Origin of the sequence: Roseibaca calidilacus (assembly GCF_001517585.1) — a bacterium.
GTDB classification, from domain to species: domain Bacteria; phylum Pseudomonadota; class Alphaproteobacteria; order Rhodobacterales; family Rhodobacteraceae; genus Roseinatronobacter; species Roseinatronobacter calidilacus.
Genome location: NZ_FBYC01000004.1, coordinates 414299 through 437809, shown reverse-complemented (window position 1 = coordinate 437809; position 23511 = coordinate 414299). Strand labels below are relative to the sequence as shown.

The following is a 23511-nucleotide window of genomic DNA, read 5'->3' as shown; positions in this document are numbered from 1 at the left end:
GTTTGGTGCCTAACATACGCCGCGCCATGGCAAACTCAATGGTGTGCGCTCAATTGCGCTGGCCGGTTTTCTGCGCCGCACGTCGGGCGCGCTCGAACCGCTTTTGCAGCTTGCGCTCGCGGCGAGCCCGGTAAGCGCGGATAATCGGCAGCGACACCGCATAGGCAATCACGCCAAAGATGCTGCCGACAACAAGCCCCCCCAGCATATAGGGCAAAAACACTTCTGCATAAAAGCTGCGTGTCTGCTCCCAGCTGGCCGTCGCTGGCGTGATCAGCGCATGAAGATTGGCCATGGTTTCGGTCCAGACACTCTTGAAGCCCGACATCACCCGGCGCGGTGTGGCCATATGCCCCTGCCCCAGAATGAGGCTGCCAGTTTCCATGGCGCCGACCACGATAAGTGGGAAGGTGAACGGATTGCCGAAGAACGTGCCCAAAAGCGCCGCCAAGATATTGCCGCGCAATACCCAGGCCAAGGCCGCCGCCGACAGAAAGTGAAACCCGAAAATCGGCAGGAAGGACACCATCACCCCTGCGGCAATCCCCTTGGCAATACGCTCGGGTCGGTCGGGCAAGCGGCGAAGGCGGTGCCAGACATAGCTGCCCGCCCGCTGCCAGCCCCCGTCAGGATAGGCCATGTTCTTCAACCACTGAAGAAAAGATCGAGGGCTGCGTCGTTTGAAAACCACCCGGTAAGCCTTGGTTTCGCGCCTGCTCTGGCGCGTTTAGGGTCGCTGTGAAGGATCGCGCACTCTGGCGATTTGCGCAACTGCCGTTTCGGCTTCAAGCGCGGTCATCACCTGATGCAGATGCGAAACGCCGCGCAGTTCCACCATAATACGCAGCAAGAAGAAATCCGGCTTGCGGTCCAAGAACCGCAGGTCCGAGATATTTGCCTTATGCTCGCCGATCAAGCTGCACACGCGGCCCAGAACGCCCGCGTCGTTGGAAATGGTCATTTCCAGCATGACCTCGTATACTGACGGGTGGGTGCCGTCCTGCCAGCGCAGTTCAACCCAGCGGTCGGCCTGATTGTCGAATTCCGCCAGCGCCTCGCAATCCATGCTATGGGCCACGACACCCTTGCCGCGATAGGTGATCCCCACGATCCGCTCGCCCGGAAGCGGCTGACAACAGGCGGCCCGCCGAAAGGACTGGTCCGCGGCAAGACCAACCACGGGGCGCGTGGCGTCCACCTCGGGCTCGACTTGCACACCTTCGGGATACAGCGTGCCGACCACTTTGCGCGCGCTGATCTCGGCAGAGCCGACCTGCGCGCGAAGTTCGGATTCAGACGCAATGCCCAACATGCGCGCGGCGGTGGCTATGGCTTTGCCAGTCATCTCGCGGCCAATCGCGTCGAACGCAGCGCGCAAAAGCTCCGTGCCAAGCCGCACGAAGCGTTCGCGGTCCTCGTCTCGCAAGGAACGGCGAATGGCGGATTTTGCGCGCCCTGTCACCACAAGGTCGATCCAGCTTGCCTGTGGGCGTTGCCCCTCGGCGGTAATGATGACCACCGATTGCCCGTTGCGCAGCCGCGTCCAAAGCGGCACGCGCAGCCCATCCACCTTGGCCGACACGCATTTGTCGCCAATGCGCGTATGAATCGCATAGGCAAAATCCAGCGGCGTCGCCCCGCGCGGCAGCTGGATTACATCGCCCTTGGGCGAGAAACAGAACACCTGATCGGAATACATCTCCAGCTTGACATGTTCGAGGAAGGCGCCGTGGTCCTCCTCGTTCTGCAAACCTTCGGTCAGCGTGGCGATCCAGCGTGCGGGGTCCACCGCGAAAGGGTTTTCCGACCGCGCGCCATCACGATACGCCCAATGCGCGGCGACACCCGCTTCGGCCACTTCGTGCATCTCGCGCGTGCGGATCTGGATTTCCACACGCTTGCCGTCGCGGCCCGACACCGTGGTGTGAATCGACCGATACCCGTTCGATTTCGGTTGGCTGATATAATCCTTGAACCGCCCCGGCACCGCGCGCCACCGCTGATGCATGATGCCCAGCACCTTGTAGCATTCGGCCACATCGCCAGTGATGATGCGAAATCCGTAAATGTCCGACAGGCGCGAGAACGCAAGTTCTTTCTCCTGCATCTTGCGCCAGATGGAATAGGGTTTCTTGGCGCGTCCGTAGACATCGGCCTCGACACCTGCGCGGTCCAACTCGGCGCGGATGTCGTTGCTGATGCGATGCACCACATCGCCCGCTTCGCGCTGCAAGGTGATAAACCGGCGCAGAATGGAATTGCGCGCTTCGGGGTTCAGCACGCGGAAGGACAGGTCTTCCAGTTCCTCGCGCATCCATTGCATACCCATGCGACCGGCCAGCGGCGCGTAGATATCCATCGTCTCGCGCGCCTTTTGCGCCTGCTTTTCAGGCCGCATGGAACGGATGGTGCGCATGTTGTGCAGCCGGTCCGCCAGCTTGACAAGGATCACCCGCAAATCGCGTGACATGGCGATCAAGAGCTTGCGGAAATTCTCGGCCTGCTTGGCTTCGGACGAGGAAAGCTGAAGATTGGTCAGCTTGGTGACACCATCCACCAATTCGACGATCTCGGTGCCAAATAGGCGCTCAACCTCTGAATAGGTGGATTTGGTGTCTTCGATCGTGTCATGCAGAAGCGCTGTGACAAGGGTCGCGTCATCCAGCCGCATTTCGGTCAGGATGGCGGCAACAGCGACCGGATGTGTGAAATACGGCTCGCCCGAATGCCGGAACTGGCCTTCATGCATCGCCTCGCCATAGGCCCAAGCCCTGCGCACAAGGTCTTGGTTGCAACCGGGATTGTAGTTGTGGATCAGGGCGATCAGGTCATCAACTGCGATCACCGGCACCTCTTGTGGCAAGGCCCGATAGGATGGGGCGAAACGGCCAAGGCGCGCGCCTTACCCGTTTTGCTGGCTGTGCACTTCCATCAAGGCGCGCAGCATTTGCTCTTCGCTCATGTCGCCGTCGGTCGGCTTGTCATCAGAGGACGCCCCCATCAACAGCGACATGTCGTCATCTTCGGGCAGATCGACCTCGATCTGGGTCTGCAAGCTTTCGATCAACCGCTCACGCAATTCATCGGCGCCTTGGGTTTCTTCCTCGATCTCGCGCAGGGCAACGACCGGGTTCTTGTCGTTGTCGCGATCGACAGTCAACGCGGCGCCAGCGGCAATTTCGCGTGCGCGGTGCGCAGCAAGAGCCACCAGTTCAAACCGGTTCGGGACCTTGTCAACGCAATCTTCGACGGTTACGCGTGCCATCGGTGCACTCCATATCAAGCTGGGCAGGAAGCGGCCTTCTACCGCCCAAGCAGACATAATACAAGGGCCGAATCATTCTGTCAGCGGTTGGATTTGCGCAAGCTCGGCAGGGTCCAGCGCAGCATGCATCTGGCGCACCGTCTGGCCTGTGACCGGATGCACCCAATCGGGCGCGACATCCATCAACGGGACCAGCACGAAACCGCGTTCATGCAGGCGCGGATGCGGCAGGATCAAGTCCTGCGGCGCGCGCACGGCCTGCGCTTCGGGCGCCAATGCGGCCCAATGGGCGTATCCGGCACGGTCGGGCAAGACTTGATCGCCATAGGCCAGAAGGTCGATATCAATCACCCGCGCCCCCCAGCGGACCTGCCGCACCCGGCCCATGCGGACCTCTATTTGGTGCAACCTGTCCAACACCTCTGACGGAGAAAGCGATGTGCGGCACCGCACCGCCGCATTCACGAAATCCGGCCCTGCGCCGGGAGGAAAACAGGGCGTGCCATAGAGCCGACTCTGTGATAGTACTGCTAAGGTTTCAGTAACCAATTCGGAAATAGCCGAAACCACCTGTCCTTTTGGGCTATCCATTTGCCCCGGCAAGTTGGCCCCAATTGCTACCAAGACCGAATTGCATTCTGTCACGTTCGTCACGATAATCTCCTTATGAATGTGCCGAACTGGGATACATAACATCCGGTTGTATAAGACCGCACTCAATAAGCGGATATCGGCACGCCACCCTTAAGGAAGTAGACATGTTTTACAAGGACGAGCGTCTTGCGCTCTTTATTGATGGTTCCAACCTATACGCTGCCGGCAAGGCGCTGGGGTTCGACATCGATTACAAGCTGCTTCGGCAGGAATTCATGCGCCGTGGCAAATTGCTGCGCGCCTTCTACTACACCGCGCTTCTGGAAAACGACGAGTATTCCCCCATCCGCCCGCTGGTGGATTGGCTGCATTACAACGGTTACAGCATGGTGACGAAAGCTGCCAAGGAATACACTGATTCCATGGGCCGCCGGAAGGTGAAGGGCAACATGGATATCGAACTGGCGGTTGACGCAATGGAACTTGCGCCGCGTCTGGACCATGCAGTGCTGTTTTCCGGCGATGGCGATTTTCGCCCGCTGGTGGAATCGCTGCAACGTCAGGGCGTGCGTGTTTCTGTCGTGTCCACCATTCGCAGCCAGCCGCCGATGATCGCGGATGAACTGCGCCGTCAGGCCGACAATTTCATCGAGCTTGACGAATTGCGCGATGTTATCGGCCGCCCCCCGCGCGAGCCGCGCTATGATGCGCAATCCGAACGCGCCGAGGTCGAATAAAGCACCCAAAAGCCCGCCTTTCGGCGGGCTTTTTTGGCCCGTTTACGCAGCCCCGGCTAAAACCCAAGGGCGCGGCGCAGCAGGTTCAGCCCCAGAAACACCATCATGACCAATGTCCAGCGCCGGAAGCGCGCGGCATCCAGACGGTCCTGAATGCGGTATCCGATGGCCAAGCCCAACATCGCAGGCACCACCAACAACGCCGAGAAAGCCAGACTCTGCGCCGTCAACACGCCCGATGCCGCATGTCCTGCCACCATGGCCACCGCCCCCACGAGGAACACCACGCCAAGAATGCGAACCATGTCGTGCTTGGACGTATCGAGCGCGATCAGATAGGCCATGATGGGCGGCCCCCAGACCCCGGACAATCCGCCATAGGCCCCGCCAATGGCCCCGCTAATCCACTGCCCACGGCGCCGATGCGCGACCGGCACCACGATTGTCTTGCCAGCAAGTTGCGACAGCGCAAACAGGCTGATCGGAACACCAAGGATTGCCAGCAAGATCGGCTCTGACACGAAAGGAACAAGCTGCGCGCTGACCAGCAGGAGCAGCACCATCACCAGCAACATCCGCCAGAACACTTGCACAGAGCCCAAAGCCGCGCGCCAGCCTTGGCGCAAGGCTTGGCTAAGGTTGGTAATAAGCGTGGGCAGGATCAGCCCGGCCAAAGCCAGTTCCACAGGCATCAGGCTGCCCAAGCCAGAGATCATGATCATCGGCATGGCAAAGCCCAGCGCACCTTTGACCACCCCGGCAAAAAGCGTGATTGCAACCGCACCCGCAAGCATGGCGACCGTCAAGACATCTGGCAGAAGTGCAAACATTTGGCAGGCTTCCCCATTTTTTGATATGCTATACAGGTGAAGCATCGGCGCTGCACGCCCGAAAAGCGGTGCGACATTTTTGGCAAGTTTTGCCGCATCGATTGAATTTTTCTTGCTCTGGCGTAGCGAAGGCTCTATGTCATGCTGCAACTGCAAAGATTGATCCCAACCAAATGTGGAGAGTGACCATGCCCCATGATGGCCAGACAGTGCCCACGACCCTGCTGCCCGACCTGCTGGCGCTGACACGCGCCGCGATTGCCCCGGCAGAGGCTGTGCTGGGCAAAGCGACCGAGGCGCTGCGCAGCCGCGTGGCCCCGGCGGGCAAGGTCGATGCAACCCTGCTGGAAGCGGATCAACACGCGGCACATGGGCTGGCTTGGCTTGCGACCTATGTCGAAAGTCTGCGCCAGATGCAGGCTTGGGCCGATGCGCTGCACACCGAAGGCCGCTTCGGAGAGATGGAAGCCCTGATCCACCAGATCGCTTTTGGCGAATATCTGCAACAGATCGCCGGTGGCATCCCGATGAACCAAGGCGAAATCGTGCGCATGGCCGATATGGGCTTGGACTGGACCGACCTGTCGGAATTCCAGACCGACGCGGTGCGCAGCCTGCGCGAAAGCGGCAACACAGATGCCGCGCGCCTGCGTCTGGTCGCGCTGATGCGCGAGAACCATGGCCGCGCGACCTTTGGCGCAACCGGTCTGGATGAAGAACTGGAAATGATCCGTGACCAGTTCCGCCGCTACGCGGACGAACAGATCGTGCCCCACGCGCATGAATGGCACCTTAAGGACGAATTGATCCCGATGGAGGTCATCGAACAACTGGCCGAAATGGGCGTGTTCGGCCTGACCATTCCGGAAGAATTCGGCGGCCTTGGTATGCCGAAATCCGCCATGGTGGTTGTGTCGGAAGAACTGTCGCGCGGCTATATCGGCGTGGGCAGCCTTGGCACCCGGACCGAGATTGCCGCCGAATTGGTCATCTGCGGCGGCACGCAGGACCAAAAAGAGCATTGGCTGCCCAAACTGTCCTCGGGCGAGATTTTGCCCACCGCCGTGTTCACCGAACCCAATACCGGGTCCGACCTTGGCGCATTGCGCACCCGCGCGGTCAAGGTGGGCGATGATTGGGAAATCACCGGCAACAAGACATGGATCACCCATGCCGCGCGCACCCATGTCATGACCGTGCTGGCGCGCACCATCCCCGACACGCAGGATTATCGCGGGTTGTCGATGTTCTTGGCCGAAAAAGAGCCGGGCACCGATGAGCACCCCTTCCCCACCCCCGGCATGACCGGTGGCGAGATCGAGGTGCTGGGCTACCGCGGCATGAAGGAATACGAACTGGGCTTCGACGGCTTCAAGGTGAAGGGCGAGAACCTGCTGGGCGGCGTCGAAGGCCAAGGCTTCAAGCAGCTTATGCAGACCTTCGAGTCCGCCCGCATCCAGACCGCTGCCCGCGCCATTGGCGTGGCGCAAAACGCGCTGGAAGTGTCGATGCAATATGCCGAAGACCGCAAGCAATTCGGCAAATCATTGATCGAATTCCCCCGCGTGGCCAGCAAACTGGCGATGATGGCGGTGGAAATCATGGTCGCGCGCCAGTTGACCTATTTCAGCGCCGCCGAAAAAGACGCCGAGCGCCGCTGCGATCTGGAAGCGGGCATGGCCAAGCTGCTGGGCGCGCGGGTGGCATGGGCTGCCGCCGATAACGGTTTGCAGATCCATGGCGGCAACGGCTTCGCGCTGGAATACCAGATCAGCCGCATCCTGTGCGACGCGCGCATTCTGAATATCTTTGAAGGTGCCGCCGAAATTCAGGCGCAGGTCATCGCCCGCCGCCTGCTGGGCTGACCTTCACGAAACCGAAAACACCATTCCCCGCAAGACGTTGCGGGGATTTTTACACCGCCTTCGCGCCGGTTAAATCCAGCATCCAAGGCGTGCCGAACCGGTCGGTGAACATGGCAAATCGCTCGGACCACATGGTTTCGGATGGCGCCATGGCAATGTCGCGCGCATCTTTCGCCAAAAGATCGTGCAACCGGTCGAACTCGGCCAGCGATGTCACCTCTATATGCAGCCGCATTCCTTGCGGGCGCTCGTAATACTCCGCCGGGTTGTCAGAGGCGTAGATCATACCCCCATCAGTCTGCACCGCCATATGCATGATCATCTCGTCGCCGCCGGGCATTTGATCCTCTGGCGGGGCATCGGAATTGCGCATAACGGCAACCACCTTGCCGCCGAGCCCGTCTGCATAAAGCGTCATCGCTTCAAAACAATCACCTTGGAAAAACAGATAGGGTGTAGGGTGCATGGACAACCCCCCGGAAATAGAGGCCTAGCCTAGCACGATATGCGCGTTTTAGGACGTGAAACTAAAATCCGGCAAACTGTCGAGCGCGGCTTTCAGCTTGTCGCCCCAATCTTGTGACACGGATTGCAGATATGGGTCATCCAGCGCAATCCGCCCGGTGCGCCCGGTGGTCAGGCTGTCGGCGGGATAGAAATGATAATCAAACGGCGCGCCCACACTTAGATTGGCCTTCACGGTGGAATCGAAGCTGACCAGAAGCAGTTTCATCGCCTCCTCAAAGCTCATACCAGCGTCAAACGCCCGCACAAGGATGGGACGGCCATATTTGGTCTCACCAATCTGGAAGAAGGGTGTGTCGGTGCTGGCTTCGATAAAGTTACCTTCCGGATAGACAAGGAACAGGCGCGGCGGGCTGCCCTTGACCTGACCGCCGACCAGAAGCGTAGCCTTGAACGCAGATTCAGATTGCAGGCCGCCGGAACTGTGCTGGCCGATCACCTCGCGCAGGGTTTCGGCCACCATGCGCACCGCTTGGAACATGGACGGCACGCTCAAAAGCGCAGGCGTGCGCTCGTCGGGTGATTTGGCGCGCTCTTGCAGCAGGCTGACCACGGCTTGTGTGGTGGCCAGATTGCCTGCCGACATAACCGTGATGACGCATTCGCCGGGGTTTTCCCAGATCGTCATCTTGCGAAAGGTCGAGATATTGTCCAACCCGGCATTGGTGCGGGTGTCGGACATAAAGACCAACCCGCGCTCAAGCACCATACCCACACAATAGGTCATGCCCGTTATTCCTTGTTACCTATGGGCGCTACTGTTGCGCGACATCTATGCAAACGCTCAACGATTCTGCCGATCCGCCCGCATATCGCCCAGATACAGGCGCGGCTTCGGTATAGTCCAGCCCCGTCGCAACGCGCACATAGCGCATGTCGGGCGATTGCCCGTTCGATATGTCAAAACCCACCCAGCCCAAGCCATCGACATGCGCTTCGGCCCAAGCATGCATGGCGTCTTGGGCGGTCTGGTCATCCAACATCAGGTAGCCAGAGACATAGCGCGCGGGCACACCCAGACGGCGGGCACAGGCGATGAACACATGGGTATGATCCTGACAGACACCGCGCTCGGCCGCGATCGCGTCTTCCGCGCTCCAACTGGATTCCGAGGCACCGAGTTCATAGGCGATCCGCTCTCGAATGCCCGCGGACAGCTCGTGCAAGCCGGCAAGGTCGGCGCCCGCCCCGATATCGCGCGTCAATGCCCGGACACCTGCACGGGCCATCGTGCGCGGTGTTTCGCGCAGGTATAGCCACAAGGGCGCAGGCCCCCGATGCGGGCCGACAACGCCAGAATCGTCGGATAACTCCACCTCCCCGCGGCTGGTCACGGACAAGGTCTGCGTGCCGGGCTCGAAACTAACCAGTTCGACGATATTGTGATGGTGGTCTAGGTAGCTCACTTCCTTGATCCCGCCGGTCACGTCAATTTGCCAGTTCAACACATTCTGAAATCGCGCCGCTTTCGGCGTTTTTCGCAACTGTTGCAGACCGTAGCTGACCGGGGTTTCAAAAGAATAAACTGTCTGATGTTCGATTTTCAGGCGCATGGCACTCACTGGTAAAAGCGGAAGTCGATCTCGATCTGCCGGGCGATCAGGCCCAGTTGACCAAGGATTTCCTCGATGAATTCATGCAGGCCGCATTCGAACACGGCACCGATGTCATGGCTTAGATACTGGCGTTCCAGATGGTCAACCATAGCCATAGAGGGCAATTGCCCGTCCACCCCCTTGTGCAGGTAGCGCAGGTTAGAGCGCAGTTTATCCACGCAAAACGCCAAGGAGCGCGGCATCCGCTTGTTCAGGACAAGGAATTCCGTAATCTCTGCCGGGCCGCCGCCCGCGCCATATTCCATGCGAAAGCCGCCGCGCGCCGACACTGCGCGCAAGATGGTTTCCCACTGCACATTGTCCAAAGACGTGCCCACCGCGCTGACAGAGGGCAAGAGCACATAATATTTCACGTCCAGAATGCGGGCGGTATTGTCGGCGCGTTCCAAGAAGGTGCCAAGGCGCACGAAATCATAGATTTCATTGCGCAGCATGGTGCCATGCGTCATGCCGCGCACAAGCGAGGTGTGCTGGCGGATATCGCGCAGCACATCGGGCAGGTCGCGCTCGGACACTTTGCGCGCCAGCTTCTCGCGGATGCGCATATAGGCGGCATTCGTCGCGCTCCAGACTTCGCCGGTCAGGGCGGTGCGCACCAAACGCGCGTTTTGCCGCGCGGATTCGATGCAGGACAGCACAGAGGACGGGTTCGCCTTGGAGCGCAGCATCCAATCCACTGCCGCATCGCGCGTGACCGCATCATATTCGCGGTCAAATGCGGATTTCACGCCCCCCGCTTGCAGAATGGATGTCCATTCGCTGTCACCTGCTTCCAGACGGGTCAGGGCAATGCGCTGGCCTGCTTCGATCAGGCGGGCGGTGTTTTCGGCGCGTTCAAGATAGCGATACATCCAGAACAGGCCGCCGGCGGTTTTTCCTAGCATTGCGTTACTCCTCCAGCACCCAAGTGTCCTTGGTGCCCCCGCCTTGGCTGGAATTGACCACCAAAGAGCCCTTTTTCAGCGCCACCCGCGTCAGACCGCCGGGGGTAATTTTAACCCCTTCGGGGCTGACCAGCACGAAAGGCCGCAGATCGACATGGCGCGGCGCAAGGCCAGAGCGCGCAAAAATCGGCACGGTCGATAGGCTGAGCGTGGGCTGCGCAATGTAATTTCCGGGCCGCGCTTTCAGCTTGCGGCGGAATGCGGCGATTTCCTTCTTGCTGGCGGTTGGGCCGATCAACATGCCGTAGCCGCCGGAACCGTGCACTTCCTTCACCACCAGATCTGCCAGATTATCCAGCACATAGGCCAGATCACCGGGTTCCGAACAGCGCCATGTCGGCACGTTCTGCAACAAGGGCCGCTCGCCCGTGTAGAATTCGACAATATCCGGCATGTAGCTGTAGATCGCCTTGTCATCGGATATGCCCGTGCCCGGCGCGTTGGCTATGGTGATGCCGCCCGCGCGATACACATCCATGATGCCGGGAATGCCCAGCGCGCTATCGGGGTTAAAGTTCAGCGGGTCCAGAAATTCGTCATCCACCCGGCGATAGAGCACATCAACCGGCGTGTAACCGCGTGTGGTGCGCATGGCGACGCGCCCATCGACCACGCGCAGATCGTGGCCTTCTACCAGCTCAACCCCCATCTGGTCGGCCAAGAACGCATGTTCGTAATAAGCGGAATTGTAGATGCCCGGTGTCAGCACCGCAACCACGGGTTTGCCCGATGTCCCCGATGGCGCGCAAGCCGCCAGCGAACGGCGCAGGTCCAGCGGATAGTTTTGCACCGGGCGCACCCGGTTGCGCGAAAACAGTTCCGGGAACATCTGCAACATCGTCTCGCGGTTTTCCAGCATGTAGCTGACCCCCGAGGGCGTGCGCGCATTGTCTTCCAGCACAAAGAATTCGCCGGGGCCTGTGCGCACAAGGTCGATCCCCACGATATGCGTGTAAACACCGCCGGGCGGCTGCACCCCGATCATCTGCGGAAGATAGGCTTCGTTGGCCGCAATCATTTCTTCGGGCAAACGTCCTGCCTTCACGATCTCTCGATTATGGTAGATATCGTGCAAGAAAGCGTTGATCGCCCGCACCCGCTGCTCGATTCCACGCGACAGTTTGCGCCATTCATTGCCAGAGATGATACGCGGGATAATGTCGAAGGGGATCAGACGTTCTTCGGCCTCTGCCCGGCCATAGACATTGAAGGTAATGCCGGTCAGGCGAAAAATCTCTTCAGCCTCGCGTTGCTTGGCGCGCAAGCGTGCGGGGTCTTCTTCGGCGAACCATTCGTGGAAATCTTGGTATGGGCTGCGAAGGGTCGCATCATGGCCCCACATCTCATCGAATGTTTCCCCATCACTCATGAACGAACCCCTCTGTCCGATGCCCGTTGGCAAGCACGCCCTGCCCACTTAGTGAACTGTTCATCACCTTTGATGGGTTGTAAATGCCCATGCGCCGTGTTTCCCCTTTGCGCGAAAAAACGGCACGGCTTGCCAAAGAATTCGGCAATCCCGTTACTGCAACCCTACTGCCCGCCCCGCGCCGCCCAGCACAGACGGCCCGATCAAGGCGGCATTCGGTATAATTGTCATCGTTTTGTTACAATAATTCATGAAACAGTTGCATGTGTCTCAAATCCATAGCCAAGCCTCGTTGCCGCCCTGACAAAGCACCCGCATTCCGCCCCGCGCGCCCTGTCGCCCCGCGCCCAAAAAGTTAGACGCCATGTCGCCAACAGCTTTTACCGCCCTGCTTGAAGCCTTCAACGAACCGGTCCTTGTGGTTCGGCAGGATGGAACTGTCGAAACCGCGAACACCGCCGCGCTGGAATTGTTCGGCAAACGGATATTGGGCGCGCAGCTTCGGGCGCTGCTGCGCCAACCGGATGTGACCGCCTTGCTTGAGCGCATGATCGCAGGCGCGGAACAGGGCGCCGCCGCATATGCGACCTCTGACTCGAGTGTCGAACGGCACTGGCAGGTCACCGCCCGGCGCATGGATGCTCAGGCTTTCGTGGTCAGCCTGCGTGACACGTCAGAATTGGAAGCGGCCGAAGCACAGCGGCGCGATTTCGTGGCCAATGTCAGCCATGAATTGCGCTCGCCGCTGACGGTTCTGGCGGGATTTCTGGAAACCCTGCAAGGGGCTGCCGCTGATGATCCGCAAGCGCGCACGGAGTTCTTGTCGATCATGCAGGCCGAAACCGAACGCATGACCGGGCTTGTGGCGGACCTGCTGTCACTGTCACGGGTCGAGGCCAGCGCCCGCATCCGCCCGCGAGAGCCTGTTGCAATTGACATGGTGCTGCATGCGACCTTGGCCGCGCTGCGCCCGCAGATAGAACAAGCGGGCCTGAATGTGACATGCGACCTGCCCGACGACCTGCCCCCGGTGCCGGGCGATTACGATCAGCTTGTGCAAGTTTATCACAACCTTGTGGAAAACGCCCTGAAATACGGGGCCGATGGCGGCGAGATAGAGATTACCGGCGTGATCGTGCCGCGTTTGCCGGGGCTGGATGGCCCTGCCCTGCGCCTTGCTATCCGCGACCATGGCGAGGGGATTGACCCGATTCACATCCCCCGCCTGACCGAACGCTTCTACCGGGTGGACCGCGCGCGCTCGCGCCAAAGCGGCGGCACCGGACTGGGGCTGGCCATTGTCAAACACATTCTGGGGCGGCATCGCGGACGGCTGATTATCCGCAGCCATCCCGGCGAAGGCTCGACTTTCGAAACCATTCTGCCGCTAAGCTGACAACTGTCACGCAAACGTCACATATAGGCGTTAGGGCTGCACCACGCAAAAGGATTCACCTCATGGAACCGCATATCGCCTCTGCCTTTGATAAGGATTTGGAAACTATAAACCTGAGCGTTCTGCAAATGGGCGGACAGGTTGAAGCCGCGATCCTAGATGCCGCGCGCGCGCTGGAAAGCCGCGACGAGGAACTGGCACAGGTCGTGGTGGACGGTGACAAGGCAATTGATGCCGCCGAAGAAGAAATCAACAATCAGGTCGTGCGCCTTCTGGCGCTGCGCCAGCCGCAAGCGGGCGATCTGCGCACCGCCGTCGCGGTCATGAAAACCGCGGGCGATCTGGAACGCTTGGGCGACTATGCCAAGAACATGGCCAAGCGCGTGCCGGTTCTGGCCGCCAGCCCAATCATTGACGGGGCCGCGGGCGCCCTGCGCCGTCAGGCCCGACTGGTCGGCCAGATGTTGACCGACATGCTCGACGCTTTCGCGCGCGGCGACACCGATCTGGCGCGCGATGTCATCACCCGCGATGTCGAGGTTGACGACATGACCAATGCGCTGTTCCGTGAGTTCATCACCCATATGATGGAAGACCCGCGCAACATCACGCCCTGCCTGCATTATGTGTTCATCGCCAAGAACATCGAACGCATGGGCGATCTGGTCACGCATGGCGCGGAAAACATTATTTTCGTGACCGAAGGCGAAACCGGCATCGAACGCGACAAGGGGCATTCCACCGCCACCATCGCCGCGCCCAAGGACTGAAACAGATGGCCGACGCAGATACGCCGCTGGTGCTGATCGTCGATGACGAACTCGCCCAGCTTGCCCTACTTAGCTACAACCTGAAAGCCGCCGGGTTTCGGGTTGCAACGGCCAAAGATGGGGATGAGGCGCTTCTTGCGGTGGCCGAACAGGGGCCTGACGTGATCTTGCTGGACTGGATGCTGCCGCGCCTGTCGGGGCTGGAAGTCTGCCGCCAGCTCAAGGCCACGCCCAGCGGGCGCGAAGCCGCGATCATCATGGTCTCTGCCCGCTCCGAGGAAGCCGACCGCGTGCGGGGGCTGGAAACCGGGGCGGATGACTATATCGTGAAACCCTATTCCGTGGCCGAACTGGTTGCGCGTGTGCGTGCCAATTTGCGCCGCTTGCGCCCCACGGCCTCGGGGCAGGCGCTGCAAGTGGGCGATATCCGGCTGGACCCGGACAGCCACCGCGTAACACGCGGCGAGCAGGTGCTGCATCTTGGCCCGACCGAGTTTCGCCTATTGGGCGCGCTGATGGAACGCCCCGGCAAAGTCTGGACCCGCGAGGCGCTGCTGGACCGTGTCTGGGGCCGCGACATCTATATCGACACCCGAACGGTCGATGTGCATGTCGGGCGCCTGCGCAAGACCCTGCTGTCGCAAGGCGGCGAAGACCCGATCCGCACCGTCCGCGGCGCGGGCTACGCGATGGGCTGACCGCTTGGTGCAGCTTCGCCCCGCTGGCATGGCAGATGCCCCTGTCCTTGCCGCCCTATCGGTCGAAACATGGTTGAACACCTATATCCGTGCGGGGCTTGGCCCGGTTATGGCGGAGTATGTTCTGCGCGAATTCAGCCCCGAGGCCATGGCGCAGGCCATCAGCGCCGAACAGATCACGGTAGCGCAGGGCGATGGCGGCATCACCGGCTATGCCCGCGCGCGGCACGATCAGGCCGCACCGGGCGGAGGCTGTGTAAAAACCCGACCATATCTGCGAGTTTGAGTGCGGAAATAGCGTGGGACGCGATTTGCGGCCGAATTGGTCGCAAACCCTTTTCTGGGCGCATTTGGGTGCGAAGAGAGCAGATTTGGGGACGATATCGGTAATTATCGACAGGCATTCCCCCTTTCACCCCGGGATTGCGACCATCAGCCCCTTGATCCCGACCAAGGCGACCATTCGCTTGATGTTGTAGGCCAGCACATTCAGCGCCATTTCGGTACCCACGCCACCCAGCCGCCGGGTCAGGAAATGGCAGGGTCCGGTCCAGGACTTGATTGTGCCGAACGGATGTTCAACCGTTGAGCGGCGCACATTCATCGGGGCGGCCGGGCTGCGGCGGCGGGCATTCGAGGCTTCGACCAGATGTTCATGTTCCCATCTTGAGACCCGCCGCTCATATCCTGTGGTGCAACGTTTCTTGATCTCGCAACTCTTGCAGGCGTTTGTCCAGTAGCGCCGCATCTGCAGCCCCTGCTGTTCGGTGGTGGTGCGATGCGTCAGCGCCTGCCCAGCTGGACAGCGATAGACATCATTCTCATGCTCATACGCGAAATCGGCCTTCACAAAACGTCCCTTTGAGCGGGCGCCGGATGTGTCCGATCGCGGCACAGTCGCGGTGATGCCGGCCTTGTGACAGGCGAGAATTTCAACGCCGCTGAAATATCCTTTGTCCGCGATGATGTGCAGCTCCTCACGCTGCAATGCAGCTTTTGCCTGTGTGGCCATCTTTGTGAGCAGGTCCCGGTCATGCCCCTTGTTTGTGACCTCATGCGCGACAATCAGATGGGTTTCGGCATCAACCACGCTCTGGACGTTGTAGCCGACATGCCCGCTGTGCTGCGCGCGTGTCGCCATGGCGCGCGCGTCAGGGTCGGTCAGTGATATCTGCCCGTCAGGCGCATCGGCCAGTTTCTCTTCCATCGCTAGCAGGCGCTCGATCTCTTTGCAGATGCGGTGATATCGGCCGGTCAGATGCGCGGCACGCTCGGCGCGCGCAGCACCGGTTTCCTGACGATCAATCCGGTCGGCCTCCTCGATATAGCGGCCAACCTCGGCTTCCAGATGCGCCATGCGGCTGGCGATCTTGCCCTTGGTGAAGTTCCGGTCGCGATTGTTGACCGCCTTGAACTTGCTACCATCGACGGCCACGACCTCGCCCTTTAGAACGCCGATCCGGCGGCACAATTCAACGAATTTTGCGCAGGTCTTGCGGATGGCCGGCCCGTTCTGACGCCGGAACTCCGCGATGGTCTTGTGGTCGGGCACCAGCCGACCGGTCAGCCACATCAGCTCGACATTGCGCCCTGCCTCGCATTCCAACCGGCGGCTCGACGGGATCCGGTTCAGATAGCCGTAGATGAACAGTTTCAGCAACACTGCCGGATGATACCCAGGCCGCCCCGTGCGCGCAGCGGCATGGCGTTGAAACCCAAGCGCGCCCAGATCAAGCTGGTCAACGAACAGATCGACCACGCGAACAAGATGATCTTCCCCGATCCAGTCATCCAAGCGCTCAGGGAAAAGCGTCGTCTGATCCCGGCTGATGCCCTCAATGAAACCTGCCATCCGAACCCTCCAAACCATGGGTAAGCATAGCATAAATCTGGGTTTTTACACAGCCTCGGCGGGGAGTGTTACGGCACCGAACTTGTCACGCTGTATATTCGGCCCGCCATGCACCGGCGGGGCATTGGGCGGGCCTTGCTGTCAGAACTTGCAACACAGGCTGGGCATAAAGGCAGCCCCGCACTGTGGCTCACGGTAAATTGCAAGAACCAGCACGCGCAGGCCTTTTATGCGGCAAATGGTTTCGCGGTCGCCGGCAACACCAATTTCATGCTGAACGGCCAAGCCTACCCAAATTACCTGCTGCGGCGCGACCTGACCCTCACCGGGTAACGCCGCCGCACCCGTTGCACCAGCAGCACTGCCGCGCCCAAGCCAAGCCCCAGCGCCAGCACCAATCCCGACCAGTCCACGACGATCGGGATCAACGCGTCAAGGCGTCCGGCAAAAGCGTAGCCCAGCCCAACATAAAGCGCGACCCAGACCGCTTCTCCCAAAGCGCCCCAAAGGGTGAACCGTTTGCGGGGCAGATCCGCAGCGCCTGCGATCAGGTTCACATAAGGCCCCAAGGGCGAGAACAGCCAGCGCGACAGGAACACGCCTATCCCGCCATGGCGCAGCACCGTGGCCCGCGCCCGCGCGATCACCCGCGCCCGCGATGGGCGGTTTTGCAGCCTTGCGATCAGCGTCGCACCCCCGGCCCGGCCAATCTGGAACCCGGTCTGATCTCCGATCATCGCGGCGATCCATGACACTGCCAGCACCTGCCACAGCATGAAATCGCCCGAAGCGGCAAAAGCGCCCGCGCCCAGCATCAGCACAGAGGCCGGGATCGGCAGCGCAATGCAGGACAGAAAGACCGAGGCGGCGACCACCCACAGCCCGTAATTGGACACAAGTGCAAACAATGTGTCCGTCACGGCACAGGCTCTGCCCGGTGCGCGGCAATATCCGCGCGCAACTCTTCCAGCAACAACGGCAGCGGAATATTCTGTGCCTTGGCCAGTTCCGCCAAGGTGATCCGCCGAGCGGGTCCGTCCGGCCCAAGCATCAGGCTTTGCCAGACCACCTCTGACGGCACATCCCACGAATGCGCGACAAAACGCGGGGTCATCCAACCGGCCAAATGCGGATCGGATGGGACCGCGCCCCAGTGCGAAACCGCGATGGCCAAGCGCAACGCCGCGATCAGCGCCACGACAAGCGCGGCACCGATAACCAATGTCACGACCGGTGCGCGGCGCCACAGGTGGTGTATCCTGCGGCCAAACGTTGGGCTGCGCCGGGTCATGGCGCGCAGGGCACGACATGACCCACATGTCGCGCGGGCGCCCCGGCCTTGGCGAGTTCCGCCAACACGGCCTCTGCCTGCGCTGCCGGGACCGCCGCCAACAGCCCGCCGCAAGTTTGCGGGTCGACCAGCAGATCGGCCAGCGGCCCGTCCCATTCGGGCCGAAGCGCCGCGCGGTTGGCAGGCGCAAGGGTGGACTGCACGCCTTGCCGCGCCAGCCCCTCTGCGCCTTCCAGCACCGGCAAATTGGCGTGGTCAAGCGTTGCGGTCAGCCCCGCGCCCAGCATCTCGGCCAAATGCCCGGCCAGCCCAAAGCCGGTGACATCGCTCATGGCGCGTGCAACCGGCGCAAGGATCGCGGCATCGCGCCCCATGGGCCGGGCCATGTTGGCCACGCAATTTGCCCAGACAGGGCCCAGCAAGCCCGATTTGGGGCGCGTGATCTGCATTTCGGCGGCAAGGATAATCCCGGTGCCCAGTGGCTTGGTCAGGATCAGCGCATCGCCCGCCTGCGCGCCGCGCTTGGTCACGGGGCGGTCACAGCACCCGGTTACGGTGAACCCCACCGTCAACTCGGCCCCCATGGTCGTATGCCCGCCTCCCAAGGCAGCCCCCGCCGGGCCAAGCACAGATTGCGCGCCCTCCAAAATCTCTGCCAGCATGCGCTCTGCGACCGTGTCGGACGCGCGCGGCAGGATGATCTGCGCCAGGGCCAGCTGCGGCGCAGCCCCCATGGCCCAGATATCGCCCAAGCTGTGAATGGCCGCCAGCTGGCCCATGCGCCACGGATCGCCCAGAAAAGCGCGCAGATGGTCGGTGGATAAAACCTGCACGCCTTGTGGCCTGCGCAGAATAGCGGCGTCATCGCCAGGCGACAGATCGGCACTCTGCCCCGGCAGGCATGCCAGCCCCCGGCCCAGCGCACCTGCGGGCAATTTCGCCCCGCAACCGCCGCACATGGGCTTTGCGCCCATCACCGCGCCCAGATCGCGCGGCCGCAAGTCGGGCAGCTTGGGCGCGGGCATGGCGGGATAGTCGCGGAACTTGGCCATGAAGCGCGCGTCGATAGTGTCTTTCAGCCACCACAACCACGCACCGCCGCTGCGCAGGCCGAATTTCTCGGCCAGCGCACGCTTGTCGCCCAAGGATGCCAGCTTCAGATAGTCGCGCTGCGGCTGATAGCGGCGCAAGGGCGCGCCCGACGCCCGCGCGCGCAGGTTGTGAAACAGATAAGGGGCCTCACGCACGGCATAGACGCCCGATTTGGGGCGCGGCGCATGGGACAGATGCGCGCAATCGCCGACCGCGAAGATATCGCGCGCGGACGATTCCAGCGTCGGCCCGACCGTGATGAACCCCTCATGCAGGTCCAGCCCGGTCTGCGCCAACCAGCCTTGCGGGCGCGATCCGGCCACGGACAGCGTGAAATCGGATTGCAGCCGCGTGCCATCATCCAGCACGACCGCATCGGCCTCCAGCCGCACGGGCGCGGCGTTCAGATGCAGGCCCACACCGTAGCGCCGCAGCGCCGCGATCATGCCCGCGCGCGCTTTTGGCCCCATATTGCCCAAGGGCTGCGCGTTGCGGTCAACCACGGTGATGGTGGGGCTGCGCCCGGTCTGCTGCATCCGGTAGGCTTGCGCAAGCGCCAGTTCCACGCCGCCCACGCCGCCGCCGATGATGACAAGGTTGGGGGCTTGCGGGGCGGTTTGCAGGAAATGTTCCCACCGCGCGGCATAGCCCCCCAAGGGTTTGGCGCTTACACCATGGGCGATGAACCCATCGACCTGCGGCAGATCGGACGTGATGCCAATGTCGATAGAGGCAATGTCGAACGCCGCTTGCCGCCCGCTGGCGAGCGTCACGGTCTTGGCTTCGGGGTCCAGGCCCACCGCCTTGTCCAAGATCACATCTGCGCCGGCAAAACGGCACAGGCGCACAAGGTCGATCATGATTTCGTCGATAGTGTAATGCCCCGCGATGGCACCGGGGAGCATGCCGGTATAAGGCGCGATGGGGCTGGGGTTGATGACCCGCAGCCGCACCCCCGCCATGGGCTTCATCCCCCATTGCCGCAACACCAGCGCATGGGCATGACCGCCGCCGATGAGCAGGATGTCGCGGGTGATCGGGAAGTCTGGCTGCATCTGTGGCCCCTTGGTTTCGGGTATGCTTACGCCGAAGGGGGGACATATGCGAGGGGCGGAATGTCACAAGATGGGGATGGGGGGTAAGGTGTGACAGTCTGCTAAGCGGACGGAGCGGACATTATCGAATGCATGAACAGAGCGTAGTGGTAGTTTGTTTACCTCAAGCGGCGCGGATCAGATTGAGGGGCCAACTGACTTCGTAAACAGCCACTCCTTCAGCTTTGGCCAGCGTCCTAACAGTTGGTGGAATTCGTTCTGCCACAAGGACACCGTTGAGCCGACCATGTGCGAATTTGTCTTGCTTGCCGAGTGCGAGCAGATAGTCAGCCACTTGGCGGACAGCCGCAGGCTTTGCTTCGGCTCGTTTTAGCTCGAAGATGAGCCAGTCTCCGGTCATTCGGTCACGGGCAAGAATGTCGATTCGCCGCGAAGTAAGGCCGCCGTCCACAGGGAATTCGTCTTGCACAACATCGTAGCGAGCACTCCAAGGTGTCTGATCCCAGTTCGTGAGTATCTCGCGCTGAATCACATACTCCGTTGTGAAACCCACACCATCATGGGCGTTACGGTTAAGAGCAAGGACTGAGTGGTCGAATCCCGACAGCGCTTCAAGTGTTGAGATCACATGTTGACGCGTTACGACAAGATGGCCCGCTGTCTTGTTGCGTCCTTCGAAGACGAAAGGAAGTTCTGCTGCGGCAAACTGCTCGTGATATTTTCCATTGAAAACAGCATGTCCGTAGTCGCCCCTGCCCGCGCGAAAAGTGTCAACTGCGAGAGACCACTGCCCCCCCGACCCCGGCGAGAACGCAAGGTAGACGACCCCCCTCGGGTTCGGCCAGCGGGCATTTTGGCGAGGATGTTCATCGCGGATCATGCAGTCCAAACCACTCGCGAATGCTGTCTCAATCAGCTGTTCGACGGGCTTGGTGAGACGCCAATTTCGGGCGACGTAAGCCACTGCTCCTTGTCGCACGAGAAGGCCGCCCTCTACTTCCTCGACCTCAATCCCATTTGAATATGCCCTGAACACCACGTCTTCCTCATGCAACTCTCGGTAGCAAGTTGACCTATCGTGATTGTTAACACCCAGCGAACACGGAAGCTAGAATGCGCTTTCGTCCCAATCCAGAGAATTCTCGGCACGGCACTTCCAAGCAAAGGTCGCTTGCACTTCCTGACAGGCAGCTCTGGGCTCAAGGCGATCTCCATCGTCAGCCGCGCCACCGCCCGCGACGGCACTGGCGCGGCTTTGCGCGAAACCTCAAACCCCCGGCACCAGTTTGAACCCCAGCCCTTCGCGCTTCAGCCTGTTAAACGCGGGCGACAGGAAGTGCCCGCCGGTGAACAGTGCGCGGTCGGCGTAGATCTCTTCCAGCACCTGCCGCCGCGTGTCGCGGGCGGTGTTCATGTCGATATCAAAGGAAATCGCCACAGTCGGGTCGGCCAGTTGCAGCGCGGGCGCGTGGATGATGTCGCCCGCGTGGATCAGCATCTCGCCGCCCGACTCCAACCGCCATCCGGCGTGGCCCGGCGTGTGGCCCGGCAGGTCCATGAAGGTCAGTCCCGACGCAACTTCGGACCCGTCCCGCGCCATGACCAGACGGTCATCATAGGCCGCCAGCACCGCCTGCGCCAGTTTCGCCCAATCGGCAATGCCCGACAAAGCGCGGCGGAAATGCGCGTCATCCGACCAGAAGGCGCGGTCGGCCTCTGTCACATGCAAGGTCGCGTTCGGGAAGACCGCCGCCCCATCTGCCGTAATCATCCCCGCCACATGGTCGGGGTGCAGATGCGTGGCGATCAGCGTGTCCACATCATCTGGCGCGACGCCCAGTTCCGCCAGCCCTTCGGCCAGATGCCCGCAGGCCGGGCCGAACAGGTCGCGCGGCCCGGCATCTGCCAGAATGGTGCGCCCACCCATGCGGATCAGGACCGCGTTGAAATTCGTCTCTATCTGCTCGGCCCCCGCTTCGGCCAGCAACGCGCCGATCTGCGCCGCGTCGGTTTCGGGAAACAGGTCGGGCGTGAAACTGGTTGCGCCATCGGTGATGATGCTGACCTGCGCGTCGCCAATGGTCTGGGTGATGGTGCGGCTCATGGGTCCTCCGGGGTTTTCGTGCCATGGTAGAGGGCTGCGCGCGCCGCTTCAATGCCGCTGTTGCGCGGTTGGTTTATGAGCCAACACCACGCACGGTGCCGGGGTCAGGGCAGCGTGATCCGATGGGCAAGCGCGCCGGTGTCGCGGTCGAACAGCAGAATTTCATCCGCTACCAGCACCAGCACCCAGTCGCGCGCAAGGGTCACGGCCTCTGGCGTGGTGTCTGCGGGCAGGTCTATACTGTCGGGCAGGGCGACAGGCGCGGGCGTTTGCGTGATCCGCGCCACCAGAAGCCCCACGATCAGAACCACCCCCACGATCATGACACTGGTCAAAACCACCACCAACCGCTTGACGAAACGGACGTCGGGGGGCATGGCGGTTGTTTCATCTTCTGGGGGCATGGACATGGCGCAGGCACCTTTCACCGAATTGCAGGTCGTGATCGCCGCGGACCCGCCTGCACGGCTTGATAAGGCCTTGGCGCGCGATGTGCCAGAGGCGGCGGCACTGTCGCGCTCACGCCTGATGCGGATGATTGCCGAGGGCTGCATTTCGCGCGAGGGCGTCGTGGTGGATGACCCGCGCGCGAAAGTGGCAGAGGGCGATGTGCTGGTCTTGCGGCTGGAAGCCGCGGCAGAGGTCGAGACCGTCGCGCAACAGATCGCCTTGGATGTGGTCTATGAAGATGCGGCGCTGATCGTGGTGAACAAACCCGCGGGCATGGTGGTGCACCCTGCTCCCGGCTCGCCCGACCGCACCTTGGTGAACGCGCTGCTGCACCATTGCGCCGACAGCCTGTCAGGCATTGGCGGCGAGAAGCGGCCCGGCATTGTCCACCGCATTGACAAGGACACCTCTGGCTTGCTGGTGGCGGCCAAGTCGGACCATGCGCATCATCACCTTGCCGCGCAATTCGAGCGCCACAGCGTGATGCGGCGTTACCTTGCCCTTGTGCATGGCCTGCCCGATGCGGGTGATCCGCGCCTGCGCGGCGTGCGCGGGGCCAGTTTCGAGGCCGGGAATATCCTGAAGATCACCTCGCAACTGGCGCGGCACAAGACGGACCGGCAAAAGCAGGCCGTGGTCTGGTCGAACGGGCGACATGCCGTGACGCGCGCGCGGGTTTTGGCGGGCTATGGCACGCCCCCTGCCCTGTCGCTGTTGGAATGCTGGCTGGAAACCGGGCGCACACATCAGATTCGGGTGCATCTGGCCCATGCGGGGCATGGGCTGGTGGGCGACCCGGTCTATGGCGGGCGCCGCAAGCTGTCGCCTGCGGCCTTGGGGGAAGAGGCGGTCGCAGCGGTCGGCGCGTTTTCCCGGCAGGCCCTTCATGCCGAAACTTTGGGCTTCGAGCATCCCGACACGGGCGAGTCGATGGCGTTTCACGCCCCCCTGCCCAAAGATATGCAGGCCTTGATCGCAACGCTGCCCAGCGCCTGAACGCTTAACGGATTTGTTACGCTTTGTTGCAACACTTGAAGCCGCGCGGGCCGGGGCTTACT

24 protein-coding genes and 1 pseudogene are annotated in these 23511 nt (G+C 61.6%); 8 read left to right on the top strand and 17 right to left on the bottom strand.

The window, feature by feature from the left end:
* Positions 1–49 precede the first annotated feature (49 nt).
* The 4 genes from AWT76_RS05605 to folK all read right to left on the bottom strand — a co-directional run bounded on the left by AWT76_RS05605 (position 50) and on the right by folK (position 3961).
* Positions 50–640 (bottom strand): DUF2062 domain-containing protein, encoded by a 591-nt coding sequence (locus AWT76_RS05605; protein ID WP_082700120.1) that lies wholly within the window; start codon positions 638–640, stop codon positions 50–52.
* An 87-nt stretch (positions 641–727) separates the two neighbouring features.
* On the bottom strand, positions 728–2845 hold the full coding sequence (locus AWT76_RS05600) for a RelA/SpoT family protein (protein ID WP_072247498.1): 2118 nt from the start codon (positions 2843–2845) through the stop codon (positions 728–730).
* Positions 2846–2902: 57 nt separating this feature from the next.
* Positions 2903–3265 (bottom strand): DNA-directed RNA polymerase subunit omega, encoded by a 363-nt coding sequence (gene rpoZ / locus AWT76_RS05595; protein WP_072247496.1) that lies wholly within the window; start codon positions 3263–3265, stop codon positions 2903–2905.
* A gap of 72 nt (positions 3266–3337) precedes the next feature.
* The gene (gene folK, locus AWT76_RS05590; RefSeq protein ID WP_082700119.1) at positions 3338–3961 is read right to left on the bottom strand and encodes a 2-amino-4-hydroxy-6-hydroxymethyldihydropteridine diphosphokinase; all 624 of its coding nucleotides are present in this window, start codon (positions 3959–3961) and stop codon (positions 3338–3340) included.
* Positions 3962–4023: 62 nt separating this feature from the next.
* Between folK and AWT76_RS05585 the strand changes: the two genes are divergently transcribed.
* Positions 4024–4596 (top strand): LabA-like NYN domain-containing protein, encoded by a 573-nt coding sequence (locus AWT76_RS05585; protein ID WP_072245477.1) that lies wholly within the window; start codon positions 4024–4026, stop codon positions 4594–4596.
* 56 nt (positions 4597–4652) lie between these two features.
* Here the strand turns inward: AWT76_RS05585 and AWT76_RS05580 are convergent, their stop codons facing one another.
* Positions 4653–5426: a sulfite exporter TauE/SafE family protein gene (locus AWT76_RS05580; protein WP_072247492.1), complete on the bottom strand. Its 774-nt coding sequence runs from the start codon at positions 5424–5426 to the stop codon at positions 4653–4655.
* A 188-nt stretch (positions 5427–5614) separates the two neighbouring features.
* Here AWT76_RS05580 and AWT76_RS05575 point away from each other — a divergent pair, with 188 nt between their 5' ends.
* The gene (locus AWT76_RS05575; RefSeq protein WP_072245476.1) at positions 5615–7291 is read left to right on the top strand and encodes an acyl-CoA dehydrogenase family protein; all 1677 of its coding nucleotides are present in this window, start codon (positions 5615–5617) and stop codon (positions 7289–7291) included.
* Positions 7292–7340: 49 nt separating this feature from the next.
* Here AWT76_RS05575 and AWT76_RS05570 read toward each other — a convergent pair whose 3' ends face one another.
* From AWT76_RS05570 to AWT76_RS05550, 5 genes are read right to left on the bottom strand one after another with little or no spacing between them, the layout of a single operon-like run.
* Complete coding sequence (locus AWT76_RS05570; protein ID WP_072245475.1) at positions 7341–7757, bottom strand: VOC family protein; 417 nt, start codon at positions 7755–7757, stop codon at positions 7341–7343.
* A gap of 48 nt (positions 7758–7805) precedes the next feature.
* On the bottom strand, positions 7806–8543 hold the full coding sequence (locus AWT76_RS05565; RefSeq protein WP_072245474.1) for a proteasome-type protease: 738 nt from the start codon (positions 8541–8543) through the stop codon (positions 7806–7808).
* A gap of 28 nt (positions 8544–8571) precedes the next feature.
* A complete protein-coding gene (locus tag AWT76_RS05560; protein WP_072245473.1) occupies positions 8572–9369 on the bottom strand; it encodes a transglutaminase family protein in 798 nt (265 codons plus the stop codon).
* A gap of 5 nt (positions 9370–9374) precedes the next feature.
* Positions 9375–10316 carry an alpha-E domain-containing protein gene (locus tag AWT76_RS05555; protein ID WP_072245472.1) on the bottom strand — a complete coding sequence of 314 codons (942 nt, stop codon included), beginning with the start codon at positions 10314–10316 and terminating at the stop codon, positions 9375–9377.
* Positions 10317–10320: 4 nt separating this feature from the next.
* A complete protein-coding gene (locus AWT76_RS05550) occupies positions 10321–11745 on the bottom strand; it encodes a circularly permuted type 2 ATP-grasp protein (RefSeq protein WP_072245471.1) in 1425 nt (474 codons plus the stop codon).
* Positions 11746–12109: 364 nt separating this feature from the next.
* Between AWT76_RS05550 and AWT76_RS05545 the strand changes: the two genes are divergently transcribed.
* The 4 genes from AWT76_RS05545 to AWT76_RS05530 all read left to right on the top strand — a co-directional run bounded on the left by AWT76_RS05545 (position 12110) and on the right by AWT76_RS05530 (position 14895).
* Positions 12110–13141 (top strand): ATP-binding protein, encoded by a 1032-nt coding sequence (locus AWT76_RS05545; protein ID WP_072245470.1) that lies wholly within the window; start codon positions 12110–12112, stop codon positions 13139–13141.
* A gap of 62 nt (positions 13142–13203) precedes the next feature.
* On the top strand, positions 13204–13911 hold the full coding sequence (gene phoU / locus AWT76_RS05540; protein WP_072245469.1) for a phosphate signaling complex protein PhoU: 708 nt from the start codon (positions 13204–13206) through the stop codon (positions 13909–13911).
* A gap of 5 nt (positions 13912–13916) precedes the next feature.
* Positions 13917–14609: a phosphate regulon transcriptional regulator PhoB gene (gene phoB, locus AWT76_RS05535; RefSeq protein WP_072245468.1), complete on the top strand. Its 693-nt coding sequence runs from the start codon at positions 13917–13919 to the stop codon at positions 14607–14609.
* A gap of 4 nt (positions 14610–14613) precedes the next feature.
* Positions 14614–14895, top strand: coding sequence for a GNAT family N-acetyltransferase (locus AWT76_RS05530; RefSeq protein WP_141655890.1), 282 nt, complete (start codon positions 14614–14616; stop codon positions 14893–14895).
* A gap of 126 nt (positions 14896–15021) precedes the next feature.
* Here the strand turns inward: AWT76_RS05530 and AWT76_RS05525 are convergent, their stop codons facing one another.
* Complete coding sequence (locus AWT76_RS05525) at positions 15022–16461, bottom strand: IS1182 family transposase (protein ID WP_072245466.1); 1440 nt, start codon at positions 16459–16461, stop codon at positions 15022–15024.
* Between the two features lie 81 nt (positions 16462–16542).
* Between AWT76_RS05525 and AWT76_RS17265 the strand changes: the two are divergent.
* Positions 16543–16794 (top strand): annotated as a pseudogene (locus tag AWT76_RS17265) (GNAT family N-acetyltransferase); the annotation flags it as partial.
* Here AWT76_RS17265 and AWT76_RS16895 read toward each other — a convergent pair.
* From AWT76_RS16895 to AWT76_RS05490, 6 genes are all read right to left on the bottom strand, one after another.
* Positions 16758–17381, bottom strand: coding sequence for a DedA family protein (locus AWT76_RS16895; protein ID WP_072245464.1), 624 nt, complete (start codon positions 17379–17381; stop codon positions 16758–16760). The pseudogene AWT76_RS17265 and the gene AWT76_RS16895 sit on opposite strands and share 37 nt — an antisense overlap.
* Positions 17378–17689, bottom strand: a complete 312-nt coding sequence (locus tag AWT76_RS16890; RefSeq protein WP_176699346.1) for a hypothetical protein — start codon at positions 17687–17689, stop codon at positions 17378–17380. Before AWT76_RS16890 ends, AWT76_RS16895 begins: the two co-directional genes overlap by 4 nt.
* 59 nt (positions 17690–17748) lie before the next feature.
* Positions 17749–19899, bottom strand: coding sequence for a selenide, water dikinase SelD (selD, locus tag AWT76_RS05505; protein ID WP_072245462.1), 2151 nt, complete (start codon positions 19897–19899; stop codon positions 17749–17751).
* A gap of 163 nt (positions 19900–20062) precedes the next feature.
* The gene (locus AWT76_RS05500) at positions 20063–20779 is read right to left on the bottom strand and encodes an endonuclease NucS domain-containing protein (protein WP_141655889.1); all 717 of its coding nucleotides are present in this window, start codon (positions 20777–20779) and stop codon (positions 20063–20065) included.
* A 387-nt stretch (positions 20780–21166) separates the two neighbouring features.
* Positions 21167–22003: an MBL fold metallo-hydrolase gene (locus tag AWT76_RS05495; RefSeq protein WP_072245460.1), complete on the bottom strand. Its 837-nt coding sequence runs from the start codon at positions 22001–22003 to the stop codon at positions 21167–21169.
* Between the two features lie 104 nt (positions 22004–22107).
* Positions 22108–22413 (bottom strand): DUF6476 family protein, encoded by a 306-nt coding sequence (locus AWT76_RS05490; protein ID WP_072247490.1) that lies wholly within the window; start codon positions 22411–22413, stop codon positions 22108–22110.
* Here AWT76_RS05490 and AWT76_RS05485 point away from each other — a divergent pair.
* Positions 22379–23449 (top strand): RluA family pseudouridine synthase, encoded by a 1071-nt coding sequence (locus AWT76_RS05485; protein WP_072245459.1) that lies wholly within the window; start codon positions 22379–22381, stop codon positions 23447–23449. The two genes, AWT76_RS05490 and AWT76_RS05485, sit on opposite strands and share 35 nt — an antisense overlap.
* Positions 23450–23511 lie beyond the last annotated feature (62 nt).